The sequence below is a fragment of the Achromobacter sp. genome (genome assembly GCF_050285585.1).
In the GTDB taxonomy this organism is placed as follows: Bacteria; Pseudomonadota; Gammaproteobacteria; order Burkholderiales; family Burkholderiaceae_B; genus Achromobacter.
Genome location: NZ_JBLZXF010000015.1, coordinates 27,551 through 49,137, shown reverse-complemented (window position 1 = coordinate 49,137; position 21,587 = coordinate 27,551). Strand labels below are relative to the sequence as shown.

General features: G+C 67.0%; 18 protein-coding genes. 11 read left to right on the top strand and 7 right to left on the bottom strand.

What is annotated here, in order from left to right; genetic code table 11:
• The first annotated feature begins 85 nt into the window (after positions 1-85).
• Positions 86-940: an inositol monophosphatase family protein gene (locus tag ACN6PJ_RS19430; protein ID WP_427997473.1), complete on the top strand. Its 855-nt coding sequence runs from the start codon at positions 86-88 to the stop codon at positions 938-940.
• Positions 941-1,101: 161 nt separating this feature from the next.
• Here the strand turns inward: ACN6PJ_RS19430 and ACN6PJ_RS19425 are convergent, their stop codons facing one another.
• The 7 genes from ACN6PJ_RS19425 to ACN6PJ_RS19395 all read right to left on the bottom strand — a co-directional run bounded on the left by ACN6PJ_RS19425 (position 1,102) and on the right by ACN6PJ_RS19395 (position 10,741).
• A complete protein-coding gene (locus ACN6PJ_RS19425) occupies positions 1,102-1,920 on the bottom strand; it encodes an NAD-dependent protein deacetylase (protein WP_427997472.1) in 819 nt (272 codons plus the stop codon).
• A 59-nt stretch (positions 1,921-1,979) separates the two neighbouring features.
• A complete protein-coding gene (gene epsC, locus ACN6PJ_RS19420) occupies positions 1,980-2,927 on the bottom strand; it encodes a serine O-acetyltransferase EpsC (RefSeq protein WP_043547415.1) in 948 nt (315 codons plus the stop codon).
• A 184-nt stretch (positions 2,928-3,111) separates the two neighbouring features.
• On the bottom strand, positions 3,112-4,164 hold the full coding sequence (gene galE, locus ACN6PJ_RS19415; RefSeq protein ID WP_427997471.1) for a UDP-glucose 4-epimerase GalE: 1,053 nt from the start codon (positions 4,162-4,164) through the stop codon (positions 3,112-3,114).
• An 11-nt stretch (positions 4,165-4,175) separates the two neighbouring features.
• Positions 4,176-5,843: a glucose-6-phosphate isomerase gene (pgi, locus tag ACN6PJ_RS19410; protein WP_427997470.1), complete on the bottom strand. Its 1,668-nt coding sequence runs from the start codon at positions 5,841-5,843 to the stop codon at positions 4,176-4,178.
• A 13-nt stretch (positions 5,844-5,856) separates the two neighbouring features.
• Positions 5,857-7,260: a phosphomannomutase/phosphoglucomutase gene (locus ACN6PJ_RS19405; RefSeq protein ID WP_427997469.1), complete on the bottom strand. Its 1,404-nt coding sequence runs from the start codon at positions 7,258-7,260 to the stop codon at positions 5,857-5,859.
• 21 nt (positions 7,261-7,281) lie between these two features.
• Positions 7,282-9,543: a GNVR domain-containing protein gene (locus ACN6PJ_RS19400; protein WP_427997468.1), complete on the bottom strand. Its 2,262-nt coding sequence runs from the start codon at positions 9,541-9,543 to the stop codon at positions 7,282-7,284.
• A 61-nt stretch (positions 9,544-9,604) separates the two neighbouring features.
• Positions 9,605-10,741 carry a polysaccharide biosynthesis/export family protein gene (locus ACN6PJ_RS19395; protein ID WP_427997467.1) on the bottom strand — a complete coding sequence of 379 codons (1,137 nt, stop codon included), beginning with the start codon at positions 10,739-10,741 and terminating at the stop codon, positions 9,605-9,607.
• A 249-nt stretch (positions 10,742-10,990) separates the two neighbouring features.
• Here ACN6PJ_RS19395 and ACN6PJ_RS19390 point away from each other — a divergent pair, with 249 nt between their 5' ends.
• The 10 genes from ACN6PJ_RS19390 to ACN6PJ_RS19345 are packed head-to-tail and all read left to right on the top strand — an operon-like array spanning position 10,991 to position 21,581.
• A complete protein-coding gene (locus ACN6PJ_RS19390) occupies positions 10,991-12,400 on the top strand; it encodes an undecaprenyl-phosphate glucose phosphotransferase (RefSeq protein ID WP_427997466.1) in 1,410 nt (469 codons plus the stop codon).
• Positions 12,390-12,902 (top strand): GDP-mannose mannosyl hydrolase, encoded by a 513-nt coding sequence (locus ACN6PJ_RS19385; RefSeq protein WP_427997465.1) that lies wholly within the window; start codon positions 12,390-12,392, stop codon positions 12,900-12,902. The genes ACN6PJ_RS19390 and ACN6PJ_RS19385 overlap by 11 nt, the downstream gene beginning before the upstream one ends.
• A gap of 5 nt (positions 12,903-12,907) precedes the next feature.
• Positions 12,908-14,338: a mannose-1-phosphate guanylyltransferase/mannose-6-phosphate isomerase gene (locus tag ACN6PJ_RS19380; protein ID WP_427997464.1), complete on the top strand. Its 1,431-nt coding sequence runs from the start codon at positions 12,908-12,910 to the stop codon at positions 14,336-14,338.
• The gene (locus ACN6PJ_RS19375) at positions 14,325-14,786 is read left to right on the top strand and encodes a VanZ family protein (RefSeq protein WP_427997463.1); all 462 of its coding nucleotides are present in this window, start codon (positions 14,325-14,327) and stop codon (positions 14,784-14,786) included. The genes ACN6PJ_RS19380 and ACN6PJ_RS19375 overlap by 14 nt, the downstream gene beginning before the upstream one ends.
• A gap of 10 nt (positions 14,787-14,796) precedes the next feature.
• Positions 14,797-15,906, top strand: coding sequence for a GDP-mannose 4,6-dehydratase (gene gmd / locus ACN6PJ_RS19370; protein WP_427997462.1), 1,110 nt, complete (start codon positions 14,797-14,799; stop codon positions 15,904-15,906).
• Positions 15,907-15,912: 6 nt separating this feature from the next.
• Complete coding sequence (locus ACN6PJ_RS19365; RefSeq protein WP_427997461.1) at positions 15,913-16,866, top strand: GDP-L-fucose synthase family protein; 954 nt, start codon at positions 15,913-15,915, stop codon at positions 16,864-16,866.
• 24 nt (positions 16,867-16,890) lie between these two features.
• Positions 16,891-18,207 carry a lipopolysaccharide biosynthesis protein gene (locus tag ACN6PJ_RS19360; RefSeq protein WP_427997460.1) on the top strand — a complete coding sequence of 439 codons (1,317 nt, stop codon included), beginning with the start codon at positions 16,891-16,893 and terminating at the stop codon, positions 18,205-18,207.
• Positions 18,208-18,235: 28 nt separating this feature from the next.
• Complete coding sequence (locus ACN6PJ_RS19355) at positions 18,236-19,138, top strand: glycosyltransferase family 2 protein (protein ID WP_427997459.1); 903 nt, start codon at positions 18,236-18,238, stop codon at positions 19,136-19,138.
• A gap of 27 nt (positions 19,139-19,165) precedes the next feature.
• A complete protein-coding gene (locus ACN6PJ_RS19350; RefSeq protein ID WP_427997458.1) occupies positions 19,166-20,458 on the top strand; it encodes an O-antigen ligase family protein in 1,293 nt (430 codons plus the stop codon).
• Positions 20,451-21,581, top strand: coding sequence for a glycosyltransferase (locus tag ACN6PJ_RS19345; RefSeq protein ID WP_427997457.1), 1,131 nt, complete (start codon positions 20,451-20,453; stop codon positions 21,579-21,581). Before ACN6PJ_RS19350 ends, ACN6PJ_RS19345 begins: the two co-directional genes overlap by 8 nt.
• The last annotated feature ends 6 nt before the right edge of the window (positions 21,582-21,587 follow it).

Genomic DNA, 21,587 nt, shown 5'->3' with positions numbered 1-21,587 from the left:
TGTTTCGCATGGACGCCGACACCGGACATTCCACCCAGGCATGGTAGATTTGCGCGTTCCCCTGGATGAACAGGCCCCAGCCCGTATGAGCAGAACCTTTACCCGAGAGGACACCCGCCGGCTTGCGGCCATTCTGGCCGAAGCCGCCCAGGCGGAAGTCATGCCGCGCTTTCGCAACCTGCCCGAGGGCGCGGTGCGCGGCAAGACGTCTGCGCGCGACCTCGTGACCGACGCGGACGAGGCCGCCGAGCGCCTCATCGCGGCGCGCCTGTCCAAGCTGCATCCGGGCGCCGTGCTGATCGGCGAGGAGGCCTCGGCCCGCAATCCCGCGCTGCTGAACATGCTGGTCGACGCCGACCTTGCCTTCCTGATCGATCCCATCGACGGCACCCGCAACTACGTGGCCGGCCTGCCGCTTTTCGGCATGATGATCGCCGCCTGCCATCGCGGCGACGTGATCGCCGGCGCGATCTACGATCCCCTCAATCGCGACAGCGCGCTGGCCGTGCGCGGCGAAGGCGCCTGGATGGAATTCGAAAACGGCCGCCAGGTCCCGCTCGCGGTCGCCAGCCCCGCCCCGCCCGAGGACATGGACGGCTTCATCGCCACGGGCGCGCTGCCCGAACCGCTGCGCTCGACGGTCAACGGCAATCTCTCGCGCCTGGCCAGCACGGCGTCGCTGCGCTGCGCCGCGCACGAATACCGCGCGCTGGCCGCCGGCCACTGCCACATCGCGTTCTACAACCAGCTGACCGCCTGGGACCATGCGGCGGGCTGGCTGCTGCACCGGGAAGCCGGCGGCTACTCGGCGCATTTCGACGGGTCGCCCTACAAGCCCACCCATCGCACCGGCGGACTGCTGTATGCGCCGGACGCCGGCAGCTGGCACGCGGCGCGCAAAGCGCTAATGGGGGACGCGGCGGAGGCCGCCGAGACTTGACAGACCGGCCCTGCTCCAGGTCGAAAAATCGGGGTTATCCCTAGGAGTTATCCCCAGTTCCTGTGGACAACCCTTTGGAAAGGTCTGTAACCGCGTAAAAAAAACCTTGCGCGGCAAGTACTTGCTTAAACCGGTCAAAAACCGGCCGGCCGGGAACCCTGTTACAACGCCTCCAGCGCGACGGCGGACGGAAGCTCCACTTTCAGCGTCAGGATGTTGTCGGCCCGCGTGCGGCCCAGGTTGACCGCGGCGATGGGCATGCCGTTGCGCGCGGCGGCGGTCACGAAACGGTAGCCGGAATACACCATCAAGGACGAGCCCACCACCAGCACCGCGTCGGCGCCCATGAGGCCGACGTTGGCGCGGTCCACGCGTTCGCGCGGGACCGTTTCGCCGAAGAACACCACGTCCGGCTTCACGACGCCGCCGCAGCGCGGACAGGGCGGCACGCGGAACTGCGAGAAATCCTCGCCGTCCAGGTCGGCGTCGCCGTCCGGCGCATCGGCGGCGTCCAGCAGCGTCCAGCCGGGATTGCCCGCCAGCAGGGCCTCCTGCCAGGCGTGGCGGCCGCCGCGCCAATCGCAGGCCATGCAGCGCACCTGGTCCAGCCTGCCGTGCAGGTCGACGACCTCGCGGCTGCCGGCGGCCTCGTGCAGGCCATCTACATTCTGCGTCACCAGGAGCGACACATGGCCGCGGGATTCGAGCCGGGCCAGCGCGCGGTGCGAGGCGTTGGGCTGCACCTGGCCGAAACGCCGCCAGCCCACCATGCTGCGCGCCCAATAGCGCGCGCGGGCGAGCTCGCCGCCCATGAAGGTCTGCAATGTCATGGGCGGCGAGCGCTTCCATTCGCCTTCGGTGTCGCGGTAGTCGGGAATGCCGGAATCGGTGCTGACGCCCGCTCCCGTCAGCACGAACAGCCGCGGGTGGCGGTCGACGAAGCCGCGCAACGCGGCCAGATCCGAGACTCGTGTGTCCATCCTGGCTCCAATATGCCGCGGCCCCGCCAAGGGGGCCGCGCCGGCGGATACGGCGGCCCTCAGCCGCCCAGGCCGCAGTCGGGCATATCGCTGACCAGGCTGGCCTGGGTGACGTTGCTGCCCGGCGGCACGCTGCGCGTGAGCCAGACGTTGCCGCCGATGGTCGAGCCCTTGCCGATCGTAACGCGGCCGAGAATCGTGGCGCCAGCGTAGATCACCACATCGTCTTCGATCAAGGGGTGGCGCGCCAGGCCTTTTTTCAGCTCGCCGTTCTCGCCCGGCGGGAAGCGCTTCGCGCCCAGGGTCACCATCTGGTAGAGGCGCACGCGGTCGCCGATGATGGCGGTTTCGCCGATCACCACGCCCGTGCCGTGGTCGATGAAGAAGCTGCTGCCGATGGTGGCGCCGGGATGGATGTCGATGCCCGTGTCGGCGTGGGCGATTTCCGCCACCATGCGCGCCAGCATCGGCACGCCCAGGCGATACAGGACGTTGGCCAGGCGGTGGTGGATCATCGCCGAGACGCCCGGGTAGCACAGCAGGACTTCGTCGACGCTGTGCGCGGCCGGATCGCCCTGGTAGGCGGCGGTCACGTCCAGGTCCAGCGCGGCCCGCACGCGCGGCAGTTCGGCACCGAACTGCCGCACGATCTCGATCGCACGCTCGCGCGTGCCGGGGGTTGCGGCCTGCTCGGGCCGGCCCACGTACTGGAGTTCCAGGCAGACCTGGTGCAGCAGCGCGTCGAGCGCCGCGCCGATGGTGTGGCCGACGTAGAAATCCTCGACCTCCTCGCGCAGGTCGATCGGGCCCAGGCGCATCGGGAACAGGGCGCCACAGAGGTCCTTGATGATCTGCCGCAGGCTTTCCTGGGAGGGGAATTCGCGCAGGCCGGCGTCTTCGCGCAGGCGCCCGCGCGGGCCGCGCCAGGCGACGCGCGCCGCGTGCAGGCCGGACACGATGCTGTCCAGGTTCCAGTGGGCCGGCGGAATGTGGGTCGGCCCGCTCATCGCCGGATCTCCGGTCGGGAGCCGGCCGCGCCGGCATGCGGATTGAAATCGAACATGGGAGGTGCCTCGCTGACGGTATAGCGTCCGGCGGGCATGCCGCCGGACAATGCTGCTTCGCAATATTCCCGTCAACTGTAACCGCTCGCACCCGTTTCGCCGAGCCCATCCGACACGGCGTAGGGGTTTATTCCCCGGGGTCCGGCCCGTAGCCCTGCGGGTTCCCCTGCTGCCAGCGCCAGCCGTCCGCGCACATGGCGTCCACGCCGTGCGTGCTGCGCCACCCCAGCAGGGAGGCGGCCAGCGCCGGGTCGGCCCACATCCGTTCGATGTCGCCGGGGCGCCGCGGCTGCGCCTGCAGCGGGATCCGGCAGCCATTGACGCGTTCGAAGGCGCGCACCAGTTCCAGCACGCTGGTGCCCTGCCCGGTCCCCAGGTTGACCGCCACGAAACCGGGATGCCCGGCCGAATACGCCAGCGCCTGCACATGGCCCTGCGCCAGGTCCATGACGTGCAGGTAGTCGCGCACGCCGGTGCCGTCGGCCGTGTCGTAATCGTCGCCGAAGACTCGCAGAAAAGGCTGGCGGCCCACCGCCACCTGCGTGATGTAGGGGAAAAGGTTGTTCGGGATATCGCGCGGGCTTTCGCCGATCTGCCCGCTCTGGTGCGCCCCGATGGGATTGAAATAGCGCAGCGTGACCGCGCTGAAGCCGGGGTCGGCCGCGCACACGTCGCGCAGCATCTCCTCGATCATCAGCTTGCTGCGGCCGTAGGGATTGGTCGGCGCCAGCGGATGCGCCTCGGTGAAGGGCAGGTAGCGCGGCTCGCCGTAGACGGTGGCGGACGAGCTGAACACCAGCCGGGCCACGCCCGCCTCGCGCATCGCGCGCAGCAGGGCCATCGAGCCTCCGACATTGTTGTCGTAGTACTTGAGCGGGTCCGCGACCGATTCTCCCACCGCCTTGCTGCCCGCCAGATGCAGGACGGCCCCCACCGGCGCGCCCCGCGCCGCCGAGGCCGCCAGCACCGACTCGACCATGCCCGGGCTGCGGATGTCGCCTTCGACCAGCGGGATCTCCGCGCCGCACAGCCGCTCCACCCGCCGCACGGCCTCGCGGCTGCCGTTGCTGAAATCATCCAGCACCAGCGGCCGCTGGCCCGCGGCCAGCATCGCCACCAGCGTATGCGTGCCGATGTAGCCGGCGCCGCCCGTCACCAACACATGCAGAGCTTCCTGCATGGACCGCCCCTTCACAGATGCGCCGCCACGCCGGGCACCCAGGCGTGGCGCGGACGCGGCGCCTGCGCGTGGCTGCGGTAGCGGTCGATCCAGTACGAGGTGGACGCATCGTGCCCCCAGTCCACCAGGCCCGCCGATACCGGCACCGCGAGCTCGCGCTCGATGCCCGTGGCCAGGCGCTTGCCCAGCTCCACGCCCCACTGGTCGAAGGGATTGATGCCCCACACCACGCTCTGCACGAACACCTTGTGCTCGTACAGCGCAAGCAGCGCGCCCAGGCCGCGCGGATCCAGCTGGCGCAGCACGATGAGGGTGGACGGCCGTCCGCCCGGATGCACCATGTGCTGCGCGAGGCTCAGGGCGCGCTCCTGGTCGTCGATGTGCGCCACGTCCAGCAGCGCCTGCTCCAGGCATTTGCCGCGCAGCAGGGCCTGGCGCTGCGCCAGGCAGTTGGCCAGCAGCATGCGGTGCGCGTCGGGACTGTCCGCGTGGCCCTGGAGGCTGGCGATGAAGTCCACCGGCGCGCCGTCCTCGCTCTGGTGCAGCCACTGGAAGAAGGTGTGCTGGCCGTCGGTGCCCGGCATGCCCCAGATGATGGGCGCGGTCGGCACGCCGACCGCCGCGCCGTCGCCCGCGACCCGCTTGCCCAGCGACTCCATCTCCAGCTGCTGCAGGTAGGTGACGAGATGCAGCAGGCGCGCGCTGTAGGCGGCGATGTTCAGGGAGTTGTGCCCCAGCACGCTGCAATTCACCAACCCCGACAGCGCCAACTGCACCGGCGCGTTGGAAGCGAACGGCGCCTGCTGGAAATGCTGGTCCATGGCCTCGGCGCCGGCACGCATGCCGATCAGCACGTCGGCGCCCACCGTCAGCGCGATGGACAGGCCGGCCACCGACCAGACGGAATAGCGCCCGCCCACCCAATCGCACATTTTGAAGACCTGGCTGGACGGCACGCCCAGCGCGCGCGCCGCCGACACGTTGGCGGTGACCGCGGCCAGGTGTTCCGACACGTCGGCCACGCCGCCCTGCTTGAGCCAGGCGATGGCGGCGCGCGCATTGTGCAGCGTCTCCGCGGTGGTGAAGGATTTGGAAGACACCACCACCAGGCAGCGTCGCGGGTCCAGCCCGGCCACGGCGTCGTGGAACGCATGCCCGTCTATGTTGGAGACGAAGCGGATCTGCCGGCGCTGGGCCGGGCCGCCGAACGCCTGGACCGCCAGGCGCGGCCCCCAATCGCTGCCGCCGATGCCGATATGCAGCACCGTCGCGAAATCCGCGGTCTGATCCAGCCTGCGGACGAAGTCCGTCATGCGCGAATACTCGCACACGGAATCCGCGTCCTGTCCGTCCGGCTGCTCGCGCGTGCGCCCCGCGCGCAGCGCCGTGTGCCAGGCCGGCTTGCCTTCGGTCCAGTTGACGGGCTCGCCCGCGAACAGCGCGCGGCGCGCCTCCGCCAGGCCCCGCGCCTGCAGCAGCGACAGCGCCGCCGCGTCCAGCGCCGGGGATTGCCGCTGCATGGTCAGGTCCACGCACAAGCCCGCCGCCTCGATGACCTTCAGCGCGCCGGCCTCCAGTTCGGCGGCTTGCGCGGCCTGCGCAAACGCCTGCCATTCCGGGCTGTCCGCCAGGCCGGAATTCGCCCTCAATGCCTCAATCGCATGTTTGGCCTTTCCCATCGCGTGATGCTCCTTAAAACGGTAAACGAACATGAGGGGCAATGCGTCGGAACGCGTTGCGGAAGTCCTCCTCGATACGGGCCAGTGCGGCCACGGTGTCCCCTTCGAAACGCAATACCACCGTCGGCGTCGTGTTGGACGGGCGCGCGAGGCCGAAGCCATCGGCATAGTCCACGCGCACGCCGTCCAGGTTGCTGATGGAGACCGCGCCGGGAAACTCTCCCTGCGCGCGCAAAGCCTCCACCAGGTCGAACTGCTCGCCTTCGGCGGTTCCCAGCTTGATTTCGGGCGTGGCGCAGGATTGCGGAAGATTCTCCAGCAGCGCGGACGGGTCCGGCGCCGCCGACAGGATCTCCAGCAGCCGCGCGGCGGCATAGATGCCGTCGTCGAAGCCATACCAGCGCTCTTTGAAGAAAATATGGCCGCTCATCTCGCCCGCCAGCAGCGCGCCGGTCTCGCGCATCCTGGCCTTGATCAGGGAATGGCCGGTCCTGCACATCGTGGGCTTGCCGCCGGCCTCGGTGACCGCGCGCGCCACATGGCGGCTGCACTTGACGTCGTACAGGATCTCGCCGCCCGGATTGCGCGACAGCACGTCGCGCGCAAAGAGGATCAGCTGGCGATCGGGCCAGATGATCTGGCCCGACTTGGTCACTACGCCCAGCCGGTCGCCGTCGCCATCGAACGCCAGGCCGACCTCGCAGTCGGAATAGCGCAGGCAATAGATCAGGTCCTGCAGGTTCTGCGGATCGGCGGGATCGGGGTGGTGGCTGGGAAACGTGCCGTCGACCTCGCAGAACAGCTCGGTCACTTCGCAGCCCAGCGCGCGAAACAGCGATGGCGCCACCGCGCCCGCCACGCCGTTGCCGCAGTCGATCGCGATCTTCATCGGCCGCGCCATGCGGATATCGCCCATCAGCCGGGCCGCGTAGCACGGCTGGATCTGCATCTGCGTGCGGCCGCCCGCCACGCTGGCCGACTCGATCGGCTGGCGCATCGCGTCGCGCAGCGCGGTGATGCCGTCGCCGTATAGCGATGCGCCGTCCAGCACGATCTTGAAGCCGTTGTGCGTGGGCGGGTTATGGCTGCCCGTGACCGCTATCCCCGAGCCCGTGTCCATCAGACGGGTCGCGAAGTACACCATGGGGGTGGTCGCCATCCCGATATCGATGACGTGCATGCCCGCCGAGCGCAGCCCCGCCTGCAGCGCGGCCGCCAGCTCCACGCTGCTCAGCCGGCCGTCGCGCCCCACCACCATCGACCGCGCCCCGAGTTCGCGCGCCCGGGTCCCCGTCGCCATGCCCAGGCTGTGCGCGAAACGCGCGTCGATCTCGTCCGGCACCGTGCCGCGTATGTCATAAGCCTTGAAAACCGCATCCAGAATTTGCGGGGTGTCCCAGCCAAATGTTCCGTGCATGCCATTTTCTCCGGGTGGCGTTCACTTAGGGCCGTTCTGTTTGAAATCGCCGTAGTACGCCGCGCGGGAGTAGCGGTAACTGCCGTACTTGGACCGGAAGCCGAAGCGTTCCGGAAGAAGCTTGAGGCCGTTGAAGAGCACGCCGTCCACCGGCGCGCCGGCCTGGATCAGGCGCTTGGCCGTCTCGCGGATCTCGCCCACCGTGTTCATTCCGGAACGCACCACCACCATGACGGCCGCGGCGTGCGTGCCGACCACGGCGGCGTCCGGCGACGACAGCACGGGCGCCGTATCCAGGATCACCATGTCGTACTGGGACGCCAGTTCGCGCAGGGTCTCGCCGAACACGGGCGAGGCCAGCAGTTCGGAAGGATCGAAGGTGACCGCGCCGGTGGCGATGAAGTCCACGCCCTCGGACACGCTGTGCTTTCTTACCCGGCTGAGCGGGATCGTGCCCGAGAGCACTTCGAACAGGCCGTCTTCCTTGGGCACGCCGAAGTAGCGGTTCAGCTGCCCCTTGCGGAAGTCCGCGTCGATCAGCAGCACGCGCTTGCCCACGCCCCCCTGGATGAAGGCGAAGTTGGCCGACAGGAATGACTTGCCCACTCCCGCCACCGGCCCCGTGAACATGACCATGTTGTTGGCCGACTGGCGCAGCGATGCCTGCAGCACGTTGCGGAAGGAACGCAGGCTTTCGATGGGCGGCGCATTGCCCTGGCTTTGCGCGAGCAGCGCCGGCACGCTCGCGTTCTTGCGGCGGCTCCTGCGCCACAGCTTGTCCTGCATGTCGCTGTAGGGAATCGCGGCCAGCACGGGCAGGCCGGTATGGCGCTCGACGTCGTCGGGCTCGGACAGGCCGCCGAACAGCGCGTTGCGCACGAAGGCGCACAGCATGCCGAAGATCAGGCCGAACGCCGTCGCCACGCCGATGATGATGGCGGCCTTGGGGCGCACGGGCTTGTCGGGCTGCACGGCGGCGTCCAGGATGCGCACGTTGCCCACCTTGCCCGCCCGGATCAGGCGCAGCTGCTGGGCGTTGTTGAGCAGCGCCGTGTAGAGCTCGGTGTTGACGCGCACGTCGCGCACCAGGCGCACGACATCCTGCTCCAGGTCCGGCAGTTGGCGGATGTTGTTGCCGATGCGGTTCACGTCGCCCGTCAACGCGGAGATCTGCCGGTCGATGGCCACGATGCTCGGATGGGTCGGCGCGAAGCGCGTAATCATCTCCTGCCGCTTGGCGCGCAATTCCATCACCTTGGTCTGCGCGTCCACCGACTGCGCGAGGATCAGCTTGGCCTCTTCGCTCAGGTCGATGGTGCCGCGCTTGTTGCGCAGAGAGTTGTACTTGGTCTCGGCCGCGTCCAGCTCGCCCTTGAGGATCGGCAGCTGCTGCTCGAGGAAGACCAGCGACTTCTCCGCCTGCGCCGACTTGCGGTTGACGTTCTGCTGCACGTACTCCTGGCCGATCTGGTTCAGCACCGCGGTGGTCAGCGCGGGATCGTTGCCTTCCAGCGTCACGCCGATCACGCCCGAGGTGCGGCCGCGCTCGAAGATGCCCAGGCGCGACTGCACGTCCTCGATGGCGGCCAGGCGCGAACTGCGCGACACCGTGAATTCCGTGCCCGGACGCCCCGTCAGCGCATCGATGTGCACGTCCATGGCGCCGCCGCCCGGCAGCAGGAAGTGTTCCGGCTTGCCGACCGTGCCGTTGAAGGTCGCGCCGGTGAGCTTGTCGCTCAGCGTATAGCGGCCCTCTCCCAGCGTGGTCACGCGGAAGGGCTTGCCCAGCCATTCGTTGGGCACGTCCAGCTGCGAGATCGCGATGGCTTCGCCGCCCCATGCATAGCCGCCGCGCGGCAGGCTGGTGGGATAGGGCAGGCTTTCGTAGCGTTGCGCGAGCCACTCGCCCACCACCGGGAAGTAGCGCGGCTTGGCATGGATGTACAGGAGGAACTTGTCGACGGCCGGGCCCACGACCATGCGCGAGCGCAGCACCTCCATTTCGCCGGATGTCTCGGCCTTGGTGTCGAACATGGTGGAGACGTCGCCCAGCAGGCTGCGGCTCTGGCCCTGCGGCATTTCCTCCTCCACCTGGACGATGATGTCGGCGGAAAACACCTTCGGGGTGACCATCACGTAGGCAAGCGCTCCCACGAAGGCGAGCAGCGTGATCGCGATGATCATCCACCGGTTGGAGAAGATGGCGTCCACGTGCGACGTCAGTGGGGTTTCCTGCTGGCGAGCCGGCACGGACGGCTCAAACGATTCGATAGGCAACGACATGCAGCTCTCCAAGAGAAGACGCCGCTACGGTCGCGGCGTCCCCAAAGGCGTGGGTTAAGAACTAGTCAATGGCTTTCACGGTCTGTACCGTCTGCGCGCTCGGGAACAGGTTGCTGATGAAGCGGTTCCACCGCACCAGGCCGGCCGAATCCACGAACACAACGTCTTTGGGTTGCAACTCAAACTTCTCCGCCACCGCGAGGGCCTGCGGCGAACCGGCGTTCAGGTGGAACACCAGCGGCGTCGCCTGCTCTGTGCTGCGAACGACAAAGATCTGCGACGGGTTGGAGGTGAGCTGGTTCGGTCCTCCAGCCAAGCCCAGCGCCTCCGTCAACGACATGCGCCCGTCACGCATCACTGCCGCGGTGGGCAAGGTGACCTCGCCCATCACGAATACCTTGCTGTCGTCGCGCGGCGTCACTCTCACGATGTCGCCCGACCTCAGCAGTACCTGATTCAGGTCCTGCCCGCGCTCGATCAGCGCCGGCAAGTTCACGCGAGTACGGCGCCCGTCCCGGATCACGTACACTGCGCTGCGGTCTCCGGTCGGCAGAATTCCGCCGGCCCTGTTGATCGCTTCCATCAACGTCATCGGGATGTCGTTGATCGCAACCGTGCCCGGCGTCGTCACTTCGCCATCGACGTAGACACGCTTGCTGCGATATCCCAGAACGCGTACCGTGATTTGCGGATCCTGGATGTACTTGCTGGACCTGCTCACTATGAGATTGCGCGCCTGGAGTTCCGTCAACCCCGCCACTTTCAGCAGTCCGGCATAGGGAAATTGGATATATCCAGTGGATGAGACCGTATAGCCCGGAATGCCGGATGCGGTATCCCCGATGGCTAGTTCGGTTACCCCAGAACCAATGGCGTAGGTTTGCGTCGGAAGGACGAGCTCGGGGTGGTCCCACACCACGACCGACAGGATGTCTCCCGGTCCGATGAGGTATGGCCCCGATTTTCCGTAGAGGCGGTCGACGCCTTCGTTGTCGAGCAGCGCCTCGCGGGCGCGTTGGTCATCGAGAACGAGGCTGGGCGTGATTTCCTTGATCACTGCCTTCGAATTGGGATCCAGCGGGTCTGCGAGCTGATTGGCGTCAAAGGTCATACCGGGAGACAGGGCGCAAGCGCCCAGCGAGGACACGAGCGCGATAGCGGCTATGGCTCGGCTCAACGTTCCGAAAAAAGTAGTCATGGCAAATCCACTTGTGAATGACTTCGTTGCTTGGAAAGGAGCCCGATGCGTAACGGGTTGCGACATTCCACTCCCTTTTCCAGGCCCCGCACATTCGACGGATGCCCTAAGCCTTCTCCTACATCGTTTGGAGGTTTCGGGTGAGCTTGGCACTCAATAAGATTTTGTCGGTAGCCACACTCGTTGCGGCAGCGCACGGCTTTTGTTCCCGCGCGCCGCAAGGTGACTCCCCACGAACAGGAGTGCGCGATGGAACCGTCCCAAACGGACACGTCGGCAAGATTCAGCGGGGCAAGCTATCTCTATCGCTTGCTCGACGCCGCGATCGTCATAACCTGCGGCCTGACTGCCACCGGCTTGAAATTCTCGGACGATGCTCTGGCGGATCCTCCGCAGATTCATCTGTTCCTCGTTTATCTGTGCGGCCTCGGCGTCATCGCCATCTTCCCCGCCTTCCGTCTGTATGTATCCTGGCGCGGGCGGCGGCTGGCCGATCTCGTCGGACGCAGCCTGGCGGCCTGGGCCCTGGTTTTCGCGCTGGGCATCTGCATCAGTTTTCTCATGCACCAGACCGCCGCGATATCCCGCATATGGGCGGCGACCTGGTTCGTCATGGCGGCGCTTACGCTGGCCGGCGTACGCATCGCGGTCTACGCGGCCCTGGGCGCCGCGCGCGACCGCGGCCTGGACCGCAAGCGCGTGCTGCTGGTCGGCTTCGGCGCGCTGGGACACGACCTGTGGCGCAGGGTCGAACGCTATCGCGGCACCGGCTACGAAGTGGCGGGCATCTATGCGGAACCCCACGAGAACCTGCCTCCGCAGGTGCGCCGGCTTCACGACCTGGATGGCCTGCACGCCTTCGTGAACGAGAACAACGTGCGGGAGATCTGGATCGTGCTTCCGATGGAAGCGGGCCAGGAACTGCGCGAGGTCTTGCATCACCTGCGCAATGACCTGGTGGACATCCGCTGGATACCCGACGTCATGTCCATCCAGCTGCTGGGGCACCAGATCGGGGAATTCCTGGGCCTGCCCGCGATCCAGCTGAACAGCCTGCCCGCCGCCGGCGTGCGCGGCCTGGCCAAGGAAGTCTTCGACCGCAGCTTCGCCTTCTGCGCGCTGATCGGCCTGTCTCCCGTGATGCTGACCGTGGCCCTGCTGGTGAAAGCCACCTCGCGCGGTCCCGTCTTCTTCACCCAGCCCCGGCTGGGCGTGGACGGCAAGGTATTCCACGTCTACAAGTTCCGCACCATGACCGTGCACCAGGAACAGGGAGTGGTGACCCAGGCCACACGCAACGACTCCCGCGTCACGCGCATCGGCGGCTTCCTGCGCCGCACCAGCCTGGACGAGCTGCCTCAGTTCCTGAATGTGCTGATGGGAGACATGTCCGTGGTGGGCCCCAGGCCGCACGCGCTCGAACACAACGAGCTGTACAAGGACCTGGTGCAGCGCTACATGATGCGCCACCGCGTCAAGCCGGGCATTACCGGATGGGCCCAGGTCAATGGCCTGCGCGGCCAGACGGACACGCTGCGCAAGATGAGCGACCGGGTCGAGCACGACATCTACTACATCCAGAACTGGACGTTCCGGATGGACCTGCTGATCATCGCCCGGACGGCGATATCCGGATGGACGGGCCGCAATGTCTACTGAACCGTTGGGATGGCCCGAGCGCCGCGAGGCGGCCCCGCGCGGCGACGGCATGCTGGCCGGCTCCGATTTCAGGCGGGCGGTGGAAATGCTGCCCCTGGTATCCATCGACCTGCTGCTGCGCGACGCCTTTGGCCGCTATCTGACCGGACTGCGCGCCAATCCGCCCGCCCAGGGCGCCTGGTTCGTGCCGGGCGGACGCATCCGCAAGAACGAAAAGCTGCGCGACGCGCTGCGCCGCATCGCCAGCGACGAGCTCGGCCTGCCCATCCCGGAACAGGCGTGGACGCCTCGGGGCGTCTACGAGCATTTCTATGGCACCAATTTCGCGGGTGAAGCCGGACGCTCCACCCATTACGTCGTCCTCGCCTATGAGGCGGAAGTTTCGTTGGACCTATCCAGCCTGCCCCAGGCCCAGCATCGCAGCTACCGCTGGCAGCCCGCGGAGGCGATCGCCGCCGATCCCGGCGTGCACCCGTACACCCAGGCCTACTTCAAGGAGTGAGCGCCATGACCAATCCCCCTCCCCCGTACCGGGCCGTCATCCTTTGCGGCGGTTCCGGCTCGCGCCTGTGGCCGCTGTCGCGGGAGTTGCTGCCGAAGCAGTTCATCCGTTTGACCGATGACCGCAGCCTGCTGCAGAACACGCTGCTGCGCCTGGGATCCGCGGGCGCCGAGGCCAGGCCCACGCTGGTGTGTAACGATGCCCACCGCTACATCGCGGCGGAACAGGCGCTTGAACTGGGCATCAAGGACGCGGAGGTGATCCTCGAACCGTTCGCGCGCAACACGGCGCCGGCGATTGCCGCCGCCACCCTGCGCGCCATGCGGGACGGAGAGGATCCCGTCATGCTCATCATGCCTTCGGACCATGTCCTGGAGGACGGCGAAGTCCTGCGAGCGGCCTTCGCCGAGGCCTACCAGGCCGCGCTGCAAGGCGCCCTGGTGACCTTCGGCATCACGCCGACCGCCCCACTCAGCGGCTACGGCTACATCCAGGCCGACGAGCCCGGCGCCATGGGGCCCGCCCGCCGCGTGCGCCGCTTCGTCGAAAAGCCGTCGCCGGAGGTCGCCCAGCGGTTCATCGACGACGGCGGCTACTACTGGAACAGCGGCATGTTCGCCTTCCAGGCCTCGGTATTCCTGTCGGAAATGGCCAGGCTGGCCCCCAGGATCCTGGAACAGGTGCAGGCGGCCGTGGCCATCGGGCATGGCGAGAATGCGCTGTTCCACCTGGACGGCCCCTCTTTCGAGGCCTGCCCCAGCGATTCGATGGACTACGCAATCATGGAACGCACCGACAGCGCCGTGGTCATCCCGCTGGCGGCCTCCTGGAGCGACGTCGGCGCCTGGGACGCGGTCTGGGGCATCGCCCAGAAGACGGTGGAGGGCAACTCCACCACGGGCGACGTCATGGTGGAGGATTCGCGCAACTGCCTCATCCATTCGACCAGCAGGCTGGTCGCCTCGGTCGGGCTGGACGACATCGTCGTGATCGAAACGGCGGACGCCGTGCTGGTGGCCCACAAGTCGCGCTCGCAGGACGTCAAGCGCCTGGTCGAGATCTTCAAGACCCAGCACCGCTCCGAGCTCAACCACCATCGCGAGGTCCAGCGGCCCTGGGGGTCGTACGACTCCGTCGGCCAGGGCCCGCGCTATCAGGTCAAGCGCATCACGGTGAAACCCGGCGCGCGCCTGTCCTCGCAGATGCACCACCACCGTGCGGAGCACTGGATCGTGGTGTCGGGAACGGCGCGCATCTACAACGGCGACAAACAGTACCTCCTGACCGAGAACCAGTCGACCTACATCCCCCTGGGCGAGATCCACAGCCTGGAGAACCCCGGGAAGATCCCGCTGGAGATCATCGAGGTGCAATCGGGCGCGTACCTCGGCGAGGACGACATCGTTCGATTCCAGGACATGTATGGAAGGGTATGAGGAGGATTCCCCCCCACGCCGCGAGCGCTTTGCGCGCTTGCTGCCCCCAGCCGACGTGGACAAGGAGCCATTCTGGCGTCCGGGCATGGCGCGGATATGCCTGCCGGTGGCCGGGCTGTTCTTTCTGGTTCTCGTGACGGTGGGCAATCTTCCGGGCCTGGCGGCGGACATGTCGGACGCATTCGGGGACAAGCGCCTGCATCTTGCCGCCTACGCCTTCCTGAGCGGGCTCATCTATGCCTCGGTCAACCGGCGTCCGGTGCTGGTGTCCTTGCTGGTCATCGCGGCGCTGGGCGCGCTGGACGAATCAATCCAATCCCTTTTTCCCTATCGACAGGCTGAACTCTTAGACCTTTTGGCCGATATCTCCGCGGCGGGTGCAACAGTAATCTCATTGCACATTGGTTCCGCAGCCTTCGGCTCCTTTCGTGCAGTTACTAAGTCTTAAGGATACAACCATGCCAAAACGGGCACTGATTACCGGCGTAACCGGCCAAGACGGGTCCTACCTGGCGGAGTTCCTGCTTGCCAAGGGCTATGAAGTCCACGGCATCAAGCGGCGCGCTTCGCTGTTCAACACGGCCCGCATCGACCACCTGTACCAGGATCCCCACGATCAGCCCCGCAATTTCGTGCTGCACCACGGCGACATGACCGATTCCTGCAGCCTGATCCGGATCGTCCAGTCGGTGCAACCGGACGAGATCTACAACCTGGCCGCCCAGAGCCACGTCGGGGTCTCGTTCGAGGAGCCGGAGTACACGGCCAACGCCGACGGCCTGGGCACGCTGCGCCTGCTGGAAGCCATCCGCATCCTGAAGCTGGAGAACAAGACCCGCTTCTACCAGGCTTCCACCTCCGAGCTCTACGGCCTGGTGCAGGAAATCCCGCAGAAGGAAACCACGCCCTTCTATCCGCGCAGCCCCTACGCGGCGGCCAAGCTGTACGCCTACTGGATCAGCGTGAACTACCGCGAAGCCTATGGCATGTATGCCTGCAACGGCATCCTGTTCAACCACGAATCGCCCAAGCGCGGCGAAACCTTCGTGACCCGCAAGATCACCCGCGGGCTGGCGCGCATCGTGCTGGGCCTGCAGGAATGCCTGTACCTGGGCAACCTGTCCGCGCTGCGCGACTGGGGCCACGCCCGCGACTACGTCGAGATGCAGTGGCTGATGCTGCAGCAGGACACGCCGGAGGACTACGTCATCGCGACCGGCATGCAGTACAGCGTGCGCGAATTCATCAATACCGCCGCGCGCGAGCTGGGCATCCTGCTGGCCTGGGAAGGGGAAGGCCTGGACGAGACGGCGACCGTGCTGTTCTCGCCGGTGCACGACGTCAAGCCCGGCCAGGTCATCGTGCGCGTCGACCCGCGCTACTTCCGGCCCACGGAAGTGGAAACCCTGCTGGGCGACCCGACCAAGGCGCGCGAAAAGCTCGGCTGGTCGCCGCGCACCTCGTTCGCGGAGCTGGTGAAGGAAATGATCGAAAGCGATCTGCGGGACGCCCGGCGCGATGCGCTGGTCGAGCAGAACGGCTACGAAATCTACGCGTACAAGGAGTAGTCGGACATGACGAACCTGGAGCAACGCGTCTTCGTCGCGGGCCATCGCGGCATGGTGGGCGCCGCGATCACCCGCGAACTGCATCGCCGCGGCTACGGCAACGTGGTGACCCGCAGCCGCGAGGAGCTGGACCTGGAAAACCAGAACCAGGTGCACCGCTTCTTCTCGACCACGCCGGTCGACGTGGTGTACCTGGCGGCGGCCAAGGTGGGCGGCATCCTGGCCAACCAGACGCATCCGGTGGAGTTCCTCTACAAGAACCTCATGATCCAGTGCAACGTCATCCGCGCCGCCTACGCGGCGGGGGTGCGCAAGCTGCTGTTCCTGGGTTCGTCATGCATCTACCCGCGGGAGGCCCCCCAGCCCATCCACGAAGACGCCCTGCTCACGGGCCCACTGGAATCCACCAACGAACCCTACGCCATCGCGAAGATCGCGGGCCTGAAGCTTTGCGAGGCGTACCAGCGCGAATACGGCGCGCGCTTCATCTGCGCCATGCCGACCAATCTCTATGGCCCGCGCGACAACTACGACCTGCACAGCAGCCACGTGCTGCCCGCGCTCATCCGCAAGTTCCATGAGGGACGCGAATCGGGCCAGGAGAGCGTGACCATCTGGGGAACAGGCGCGCCGCTGCGCGAGTTCCTGTACGTGGACGACCTGGCCCAGGCCTGCGTCATGCTGATGGAGCATCCGGAGGCCGAGGGCATCTACAACATCGGCGCCGGCCAGGACATCTCGATCGCCGAGCTGGCCAAGCTCGTCGCGCGCGTGGTCGGCTACACCGGCAACATCGTCTACGACACCGGCAAGCCCGACGGCACGCCGCGCAAACTGATGGACTCGGGCCGCGTGCGGGCCCTGGGCTGGAAACCGGAGATTTCGCTGACGCACGGCATCACGCTGGCCTACGGCCACTTCCTGCGCGAACGCACCCAACAGGCGTTGCCCGTGGCCTGATGGCCGCGCCCACAGGCTCTAGCCATGCTCGGTTTTCTCAGGAAACACATCGCCGGCAACGCCTCCTTCTGGGGGCTCGTGGAATACGGCATCGGCCCCGTCGCCGCGCTGGTGGCGCTGCCCATCCTCTTCCGGCAACTCGGGACGGTGGGCTTCGGCCAATACTCCATGATCATCGCCCTGGCCGGCTTCGGCAACGCCGCCAACCTCGGCGCGGCCGTGACCGCGACGAAGCTGGTGTCCGAACGCCTGCACGAACCCGGCGGCGCCTACCGCGCGGCGGGCGTGAGCATGTCGCTCATCGGCTGCGCGCTGGGCGTGGTGACGCTGGCCGCCCTGATGCTCTGGGGCGCCGTGGGCCTGGGATGGCCCGGCGCAACCTTCGGCGGCGTAGCGGTGACGATGCTGGCGCTGCCCGCGCTGGCCATCTATCTGACGCAGCAGTACGACCAGCTTTTCTCGGGCTGCCTGAAGGGACGCGAGGATTTCCGCGCCACCGCGCTGTGCGAAGTCTTCAGCCGCAGCGGCACGATGGCGCTGGCCTGCGCCACCGCCTGGCTCACCGCCTCGCCCACCTGGACCGGCCTGGCCCAGGCGCTCGGATTGCTCCTCGCCGGCTCCGTGAAGATGGTCGTGTTCTCGCGCCGCTACGGCCGCCTGCTCGTGCGCCCCGTGCGCGACCGCGGCGCCATGATGGACGCCTTCCGGTTCTCCCGCTGGTCGTGGCTGAACAGCCTCAGCGCCCTGGCTTTCGGATCGGTGGATCGCGTGCTGGTGGGCAGCCTGATGGGTCCGGCGGCGCTGGCGATATATACCGTGGGCGTACAGGTCGGCCAGATCATCCATACCGCTTCGGTCGCGATCTTCCAGAAGGCCATGCCGCGCGTCAGCCGCCTGTCGGCCGCGCCTCCCTACCCCGGCGCCGCCGAGCGCGAGATCCGGCGCATGATGCTGTGGAACCTGGCCCTGTCGGCCGGCGCGACGCTCGCGGTGCTGGCGGTGAGCCATCCGCTCCTGAACGTGCTGCTGAGCGCGAGCGTGGCCCAGGATCATCTCGGGACCTTCCAATTGCTCATCGTGGCATCGGGGTTGCTCTCCCTGAACGCCGCGGCCCATTTCTCCCTGCTGGGACTCGGAAATTCCCGCGCGGTCGCCATCCTGAACGGCTTGGGCGGATTGGCGATGCTGTGCGTCATGGCGGGACTGGTACACGTCGCGGGCGAACACGCCGCGGCATGGGGCCGCATGGCCTACGCGGCGATCACGCTGGCCGGCGTGGCCTTCGCCATCCGTCAATCCCGCCCCGATTTCCCGGGCGCCTTGCCTGCGGCCACCCGCTAGGGCCTGCCCACATTAAAAGGAGCCTTGCATGAGCAAGCGTCATAACGAGTATTCACGTCAGCTCATCGACTTCGTCCGCGAGCTTCGTCCGCCCGCCCCGATCGCGGGCGGCCTGATGCCGAAGGTAACGATCGTGACCCCCTCGTTCAACCAGGCCCGCTTCCTGGAGCGCACCATCCTGTCGGTGCTGAACCAGGGCTATCCGCGGCTGGAATACATCATCATCGATGGCGGCTCCACCGACGGCAGCGTGGACATCATCCGCAAGTACGAGCGCTACCTGACGTACTGGGAAAGCACCCCCGACCGCGGCCAGTCCCACGCCATCAACAAGGGCTTCGAGCGCGCTACCGGCGACTACGTGGGCTGGCAGAACTCGGACGACCTGTATTTTCCGGGCGCGCTGCGCAAACTGGGCGCCGCCGCCTCCAAGGGGCGGGCGCCCATCGTCAGCGGCAACCTGTTCGTGGCGGACGCGAACAACCGCATCTTCCGCAAGATCCATTACACCCCGGTCAACCGGGGCACGCTGACGGTCGTCAAGGCATCGATTCCCAACCAGTCCGCGATCTTCCGCCGCGACCTGCTGCGCAAGTACGGGCTGCTGCAGGAAAGCATGCGCTACTGCATGGACCTGGAGCTGTGGAGCCGCCTGCTGCGCGAAGGCAAGAACCTGATCGTGCCGGACGCCATGGGCGTCTACACGGCCCATGACGAAACCAAGACCGCGCTGATGCAGGACGTGCTGCTGGAAGAGCGCGAGCAGATCGTCACCCGCATCCGGCGCACCGAGCCGGGCCTGGGACGGCTGTTCGAACTTTCCTGCCGCGCCTCCAAGGTGGCCGCGCATGCGCGGCAGGGAGACCTGTCGTACCTGTTCGAAAAGCTGACCACCAAGATATTCGGCCGCGACGACTGGGCTGCGCACTAGGACCCGCACACGAGGAGCTGAGCCGCAATGACGCCGCACCGCCGCCTTTCCACCCTGCACCTGCTGGGTCTGTTCGCCTTCACGGCGCTTGCCCTGAACGACGACCACTTCGTCCTGGGCGTGGGCAGCTTCAAGCTGTCTCCCTTCGACCTGCTGTTCGTCGCCATGCTGGCGGTCAAGGCGCTGCGCCTCGCGGATCCCGGCGCCTACGCCCTGCCCCGCGGCGTGCTGGGCCTGCTGCTGGGGCTCCAGTGCCTGTCGGTGATCTACCTGCTGCTGGTATCGCTGCACCACCCAGGCATCGAAACGGGCGACGTGGCGCGGGACCTGCGCATCGTGTTCTATTTCCTGTGCACGCCTTTTCTTTGCTACAAGGACATCGACAGTCCGGCCGCCTATGCGGTGCTGCAGAAGTACATCGTGGCGGCCTGCCTGGCCGTGGCCACGCTGATGCTGGCGGAACAGCTGCAGGGTTTCAGCGTATCCAATCCGCTGCGCAACGTGCGCCTCGGCGTCTGGGCCATCCCGTTCGGCGTCGTGTCGCTGCTGTACTTCCGCCGCACCCTTAACGTATCCGGGCCCAAGGCCTACGCGCTCACGGTCTACATGCTGCTGGCGCTGGTCTTTTCCCTGAACCGCAGCCAGTACCTGCAGCTGGCGGCCTCGGTACTGATCGCCGTGCTGCTGGGCGCCGGCCCCGAGATCCGGCGTCGCGCCGTGCTGGTCTTCGCGCCCGCCGCCGTTGCCGGCGTGCTGGTCTTCGCCAGCATCGGCTACCTGGACGTGCTGACCAACCGTATCTTCAGCGTCGAACGCCTGGACGAGGATTCAAGCTACGGCGCGCGCATCCAGGAGATGCAGGGGCAGATGGATTCCTTCGCCGAAAGCCCCATTTTCGGCAAGGGCGCAGGCTTTCGCAGCTGGGTCATGGGCGAAAACGGATTCGAACTCAGCACCTTCGCCCACAATTCCTGGGCGTTCTACCTGATGAAGTTCGGGATCGTGGGCACGACGATGATCATGCTCCCTCCGCTGCTCATCCTGCTGCTGACCCTGCTCCGACGATACGCGCATCCGGGCCTGGAACTGCACCGGCGCTACCTGCTGGCCACCGCGCCCATCTATATCTTCATCGACTCGCTGTCGGGGGGACTGGCCTACGCGCCCAAGACCGCGTTCACCGGCTTCCTGCTGTGCTATTGCCTGTCGTTGATGCGCAATGCCCAGGTCATGCCTGTTCCCTCCAGTACGCCGCCCGTCCCCAGCCCCCGCCCGGACGCCGCGCGCCGGGCGCCACCGCGAGTGATCCCTCATGCCTGATGTCTTGTTTGTCGCGCCGGACCTGCACGGCGGCGTTGGAAGATGCGTCGCCTTCATCGTGGATGCGTTGCCGGAGCAGGGAGTGGATTCCGCCCTGTTCCTGCTGCGTTCGCGCAATCGGGAATATCCCATTTCCAACCCCAAGGTGACCCGCGCGCTGCCCGTCATCGAGTCTCCCACCAAGCTGCGCATGATGCTGCCCTTGGCCTTCATCCGGCTGCTGCGCCAGATCCGGCGCGACAAGCCGGCCATCGTCTGCTCGCACGGCCTGCTGTGCAACATGCTGGTCGTGCTGGCCAGGAAATTGCTGGGCGGAGGGTTCAAGACGGTGGCCTTCGAGCACAGCAGCCCTGCGATCCACTACGGGGCGTCCCGCATGCGGCGTCTCAAATGCTGGCTGGTCAGCCAGACCTACCGGCGGCATGACGCCGTGGTCGGCGTGTCGCGGGGCGTGAAGGAAGACCTGGTCAGCATGTTCCCGCCGCTGCGCGGCAAGGTGCACACCATCTACAACGGCGTCCCGCTGGACAATGTCCGGCGGCAAGGCGCGCGTCGCGCGCAGGAGTCGTCGGGGCAGGTTCCCTACCAGGTGGTGGCCGTCGGCCGGCTCGAGGCGGTGAAGGACTACGCCACGCTGATCGACGCGGCCGCGCTGCTGGACGACCCCGGCATCTCCTTCACCATCCTGGGAGAAGGATCCGAGCACGACGCCCTGCAAAAGCGGATCGACGACCATGGGTCGCGCACGCCGGTCACGCTGGCCGGCCACATCGACAACCCATTTCCGGTGATCGCGGGCGCCGGCGCATTCGCGCTGACCTCCGTGCGCGAGAGCTTCGGCAACGTGCTGGTGGAAGCGTTGTGCCTGGGCGTGCCGGTGATCTCCACCGACTGTCCTCACGGTCCCGCCGAAATCCTGGACGCCGGCCGCTATGGCCTGCTCGTGCCGGTGGGCGACGCCGCGGCGCTGGCCGAGGCGGTGCGCCGCCTGGCCTACGACGGCGAAATGCGGCAGCGACTGGCGGCCCAGGGCCCCGAACGCGCCGACGCCTTTTCGCTTGAGCGGCATTGCCGCAACGTCATCGCGCTATTCCAGCCGCTCATGCAGCGCGGCACGCCCTGAACAGGA

Excerpts from the sequence above, each read along its gene's own strand:
- ACN6PJ_RS19430 (WP_427997473.1), top strand. The coding sequence starts at position 86 with ATGAGCAGAACCTTTACCCGAGAGGACACCCGCCGGCTTGCGGCCATT.
- ACN6PJ_RS19425 (WP_427997472.1), bottom strand. The coding sequence starts at position 1,920 with ATGGACACACGAGTCTCGGATCTGGCCGCGTTGCGCGGCTTCGTCGAC.
- epsC (WP_043547415.1), bottom strand. The coding sequence starts at position 2,927 with ATGAGCGGGCCGACCCACATTCCGCCGGCCCACTGGAACCTGGACAGC.
- galE (WP_427997471.1), bottom strand. The coding sequence starts at position 4,164 with ATGCAGGAAGCTCTGCATGTGTTGGTGACGGGCGGCGCCGGCTACATC.
- pgi (WP_427997470.1), bottom strand. The coding sequence starts at position 5,843 with ATGGGAAAGGCCAAACATGCGATTGAGGCATTGAGGGCGAATTCCGGC.
- ACN6PJ_RS19405 (WP_427997469.1), bottom strand. The coding sequence starts at position 7,260 with ATGCACGGAACATTTGGCTGGGACACCCCGCAAATTCTGGATGCGGTT.
- ACN6PJ_RS19400 (WP_427997468.1), bottom strand. The coding sequence starts at position 9,543 with ATGTCGTTGCCTATCGAATCGTTTGAGCCGTCCGTGCCGGCTCGCCAG.
- ACN6PJ_RS19395 (WP_427997467.1), bottom strand. The coding sequence starts at position 10,741 with ATGACTACTTTTTTCGGAACGTTGAGCCGAGCCATAGCCGCTATCGCG.
- ACN6PJ_RS19390 (WP_427997466.1), top strand. The coding sequence starts at position 10,991 with ATGGAACCGTCCCAAACGGACACGTCGGCAAGATTCAGCGGGGCAAGC.
- ACN6PJ_RS19385 (WP_427997465.1), top strand. The coding sequence starts at position 12,390 with ATGTCTACTGAACCGTTGGGATGGCCCGAGCGCCGCGAGGCGGCCCCG.
- ACN6PJ_RS19380 (WP_427997464.1), top strand. The coding sequence starts at position 12,908 with ATGACCAATCCCCCTCCCCCGTACCGGGCCGTCATCCTTTGCGGCGGT.
- ACN6PJ_RS19375 (WP_427997463.1), top strand. The coding sequence starts at position 14,325 with ATGGAAGGGTATGAGGAGGATTCCCCCCCACGCCGCGAGCGCTTTGCG.
- gmd (WP_427997462.1), top strand. The coding sequence starts at position 14,797 with ATGCCAAAACGGGCACTGATTACCGGCGTAACCGGCCAAGACGGGTCC.
- ACN6PJ_RS19365 (WP_427997461.1), top strand. The coding sequence starts at position 15,913 with ATGACGAACCTGGAGCAACGCGTCTTCGTCGCGGGCCATCGCGGCATG.
- ACN6PJ_RS19360 (WP_427997460.1), top strand. The coding sequence starts at position 16,891 with ATGCTCGGTTTTCTCAGGAAACACATCGCCGGCAACGCCTCCTTCTGG.
- ACN6PJ_RS19355 (WP_427997459.1), top strand. The coding sequence starts at position 18,236 with ATGAGCAAGCGTCATAACGAGTATTCACGTCAGCTCATCGACTTCGTC.
- ACN6PJ_RS19350 (WP_427997458.1), top strand. The coding sequence starts at position 19,166 with ATGACGCCGCACCGCCGCCTTTCCACCCTGCACCTGCTGGGTCTGTTC.
- ACN6PJ_RS19345 (WP_427997457.1), top strand. The coding sequence starts at position 20,451 with ATGCCTGATGTCTTGTTTGTCGCGCCGGACCTGCACGGCGGCGTTGGA.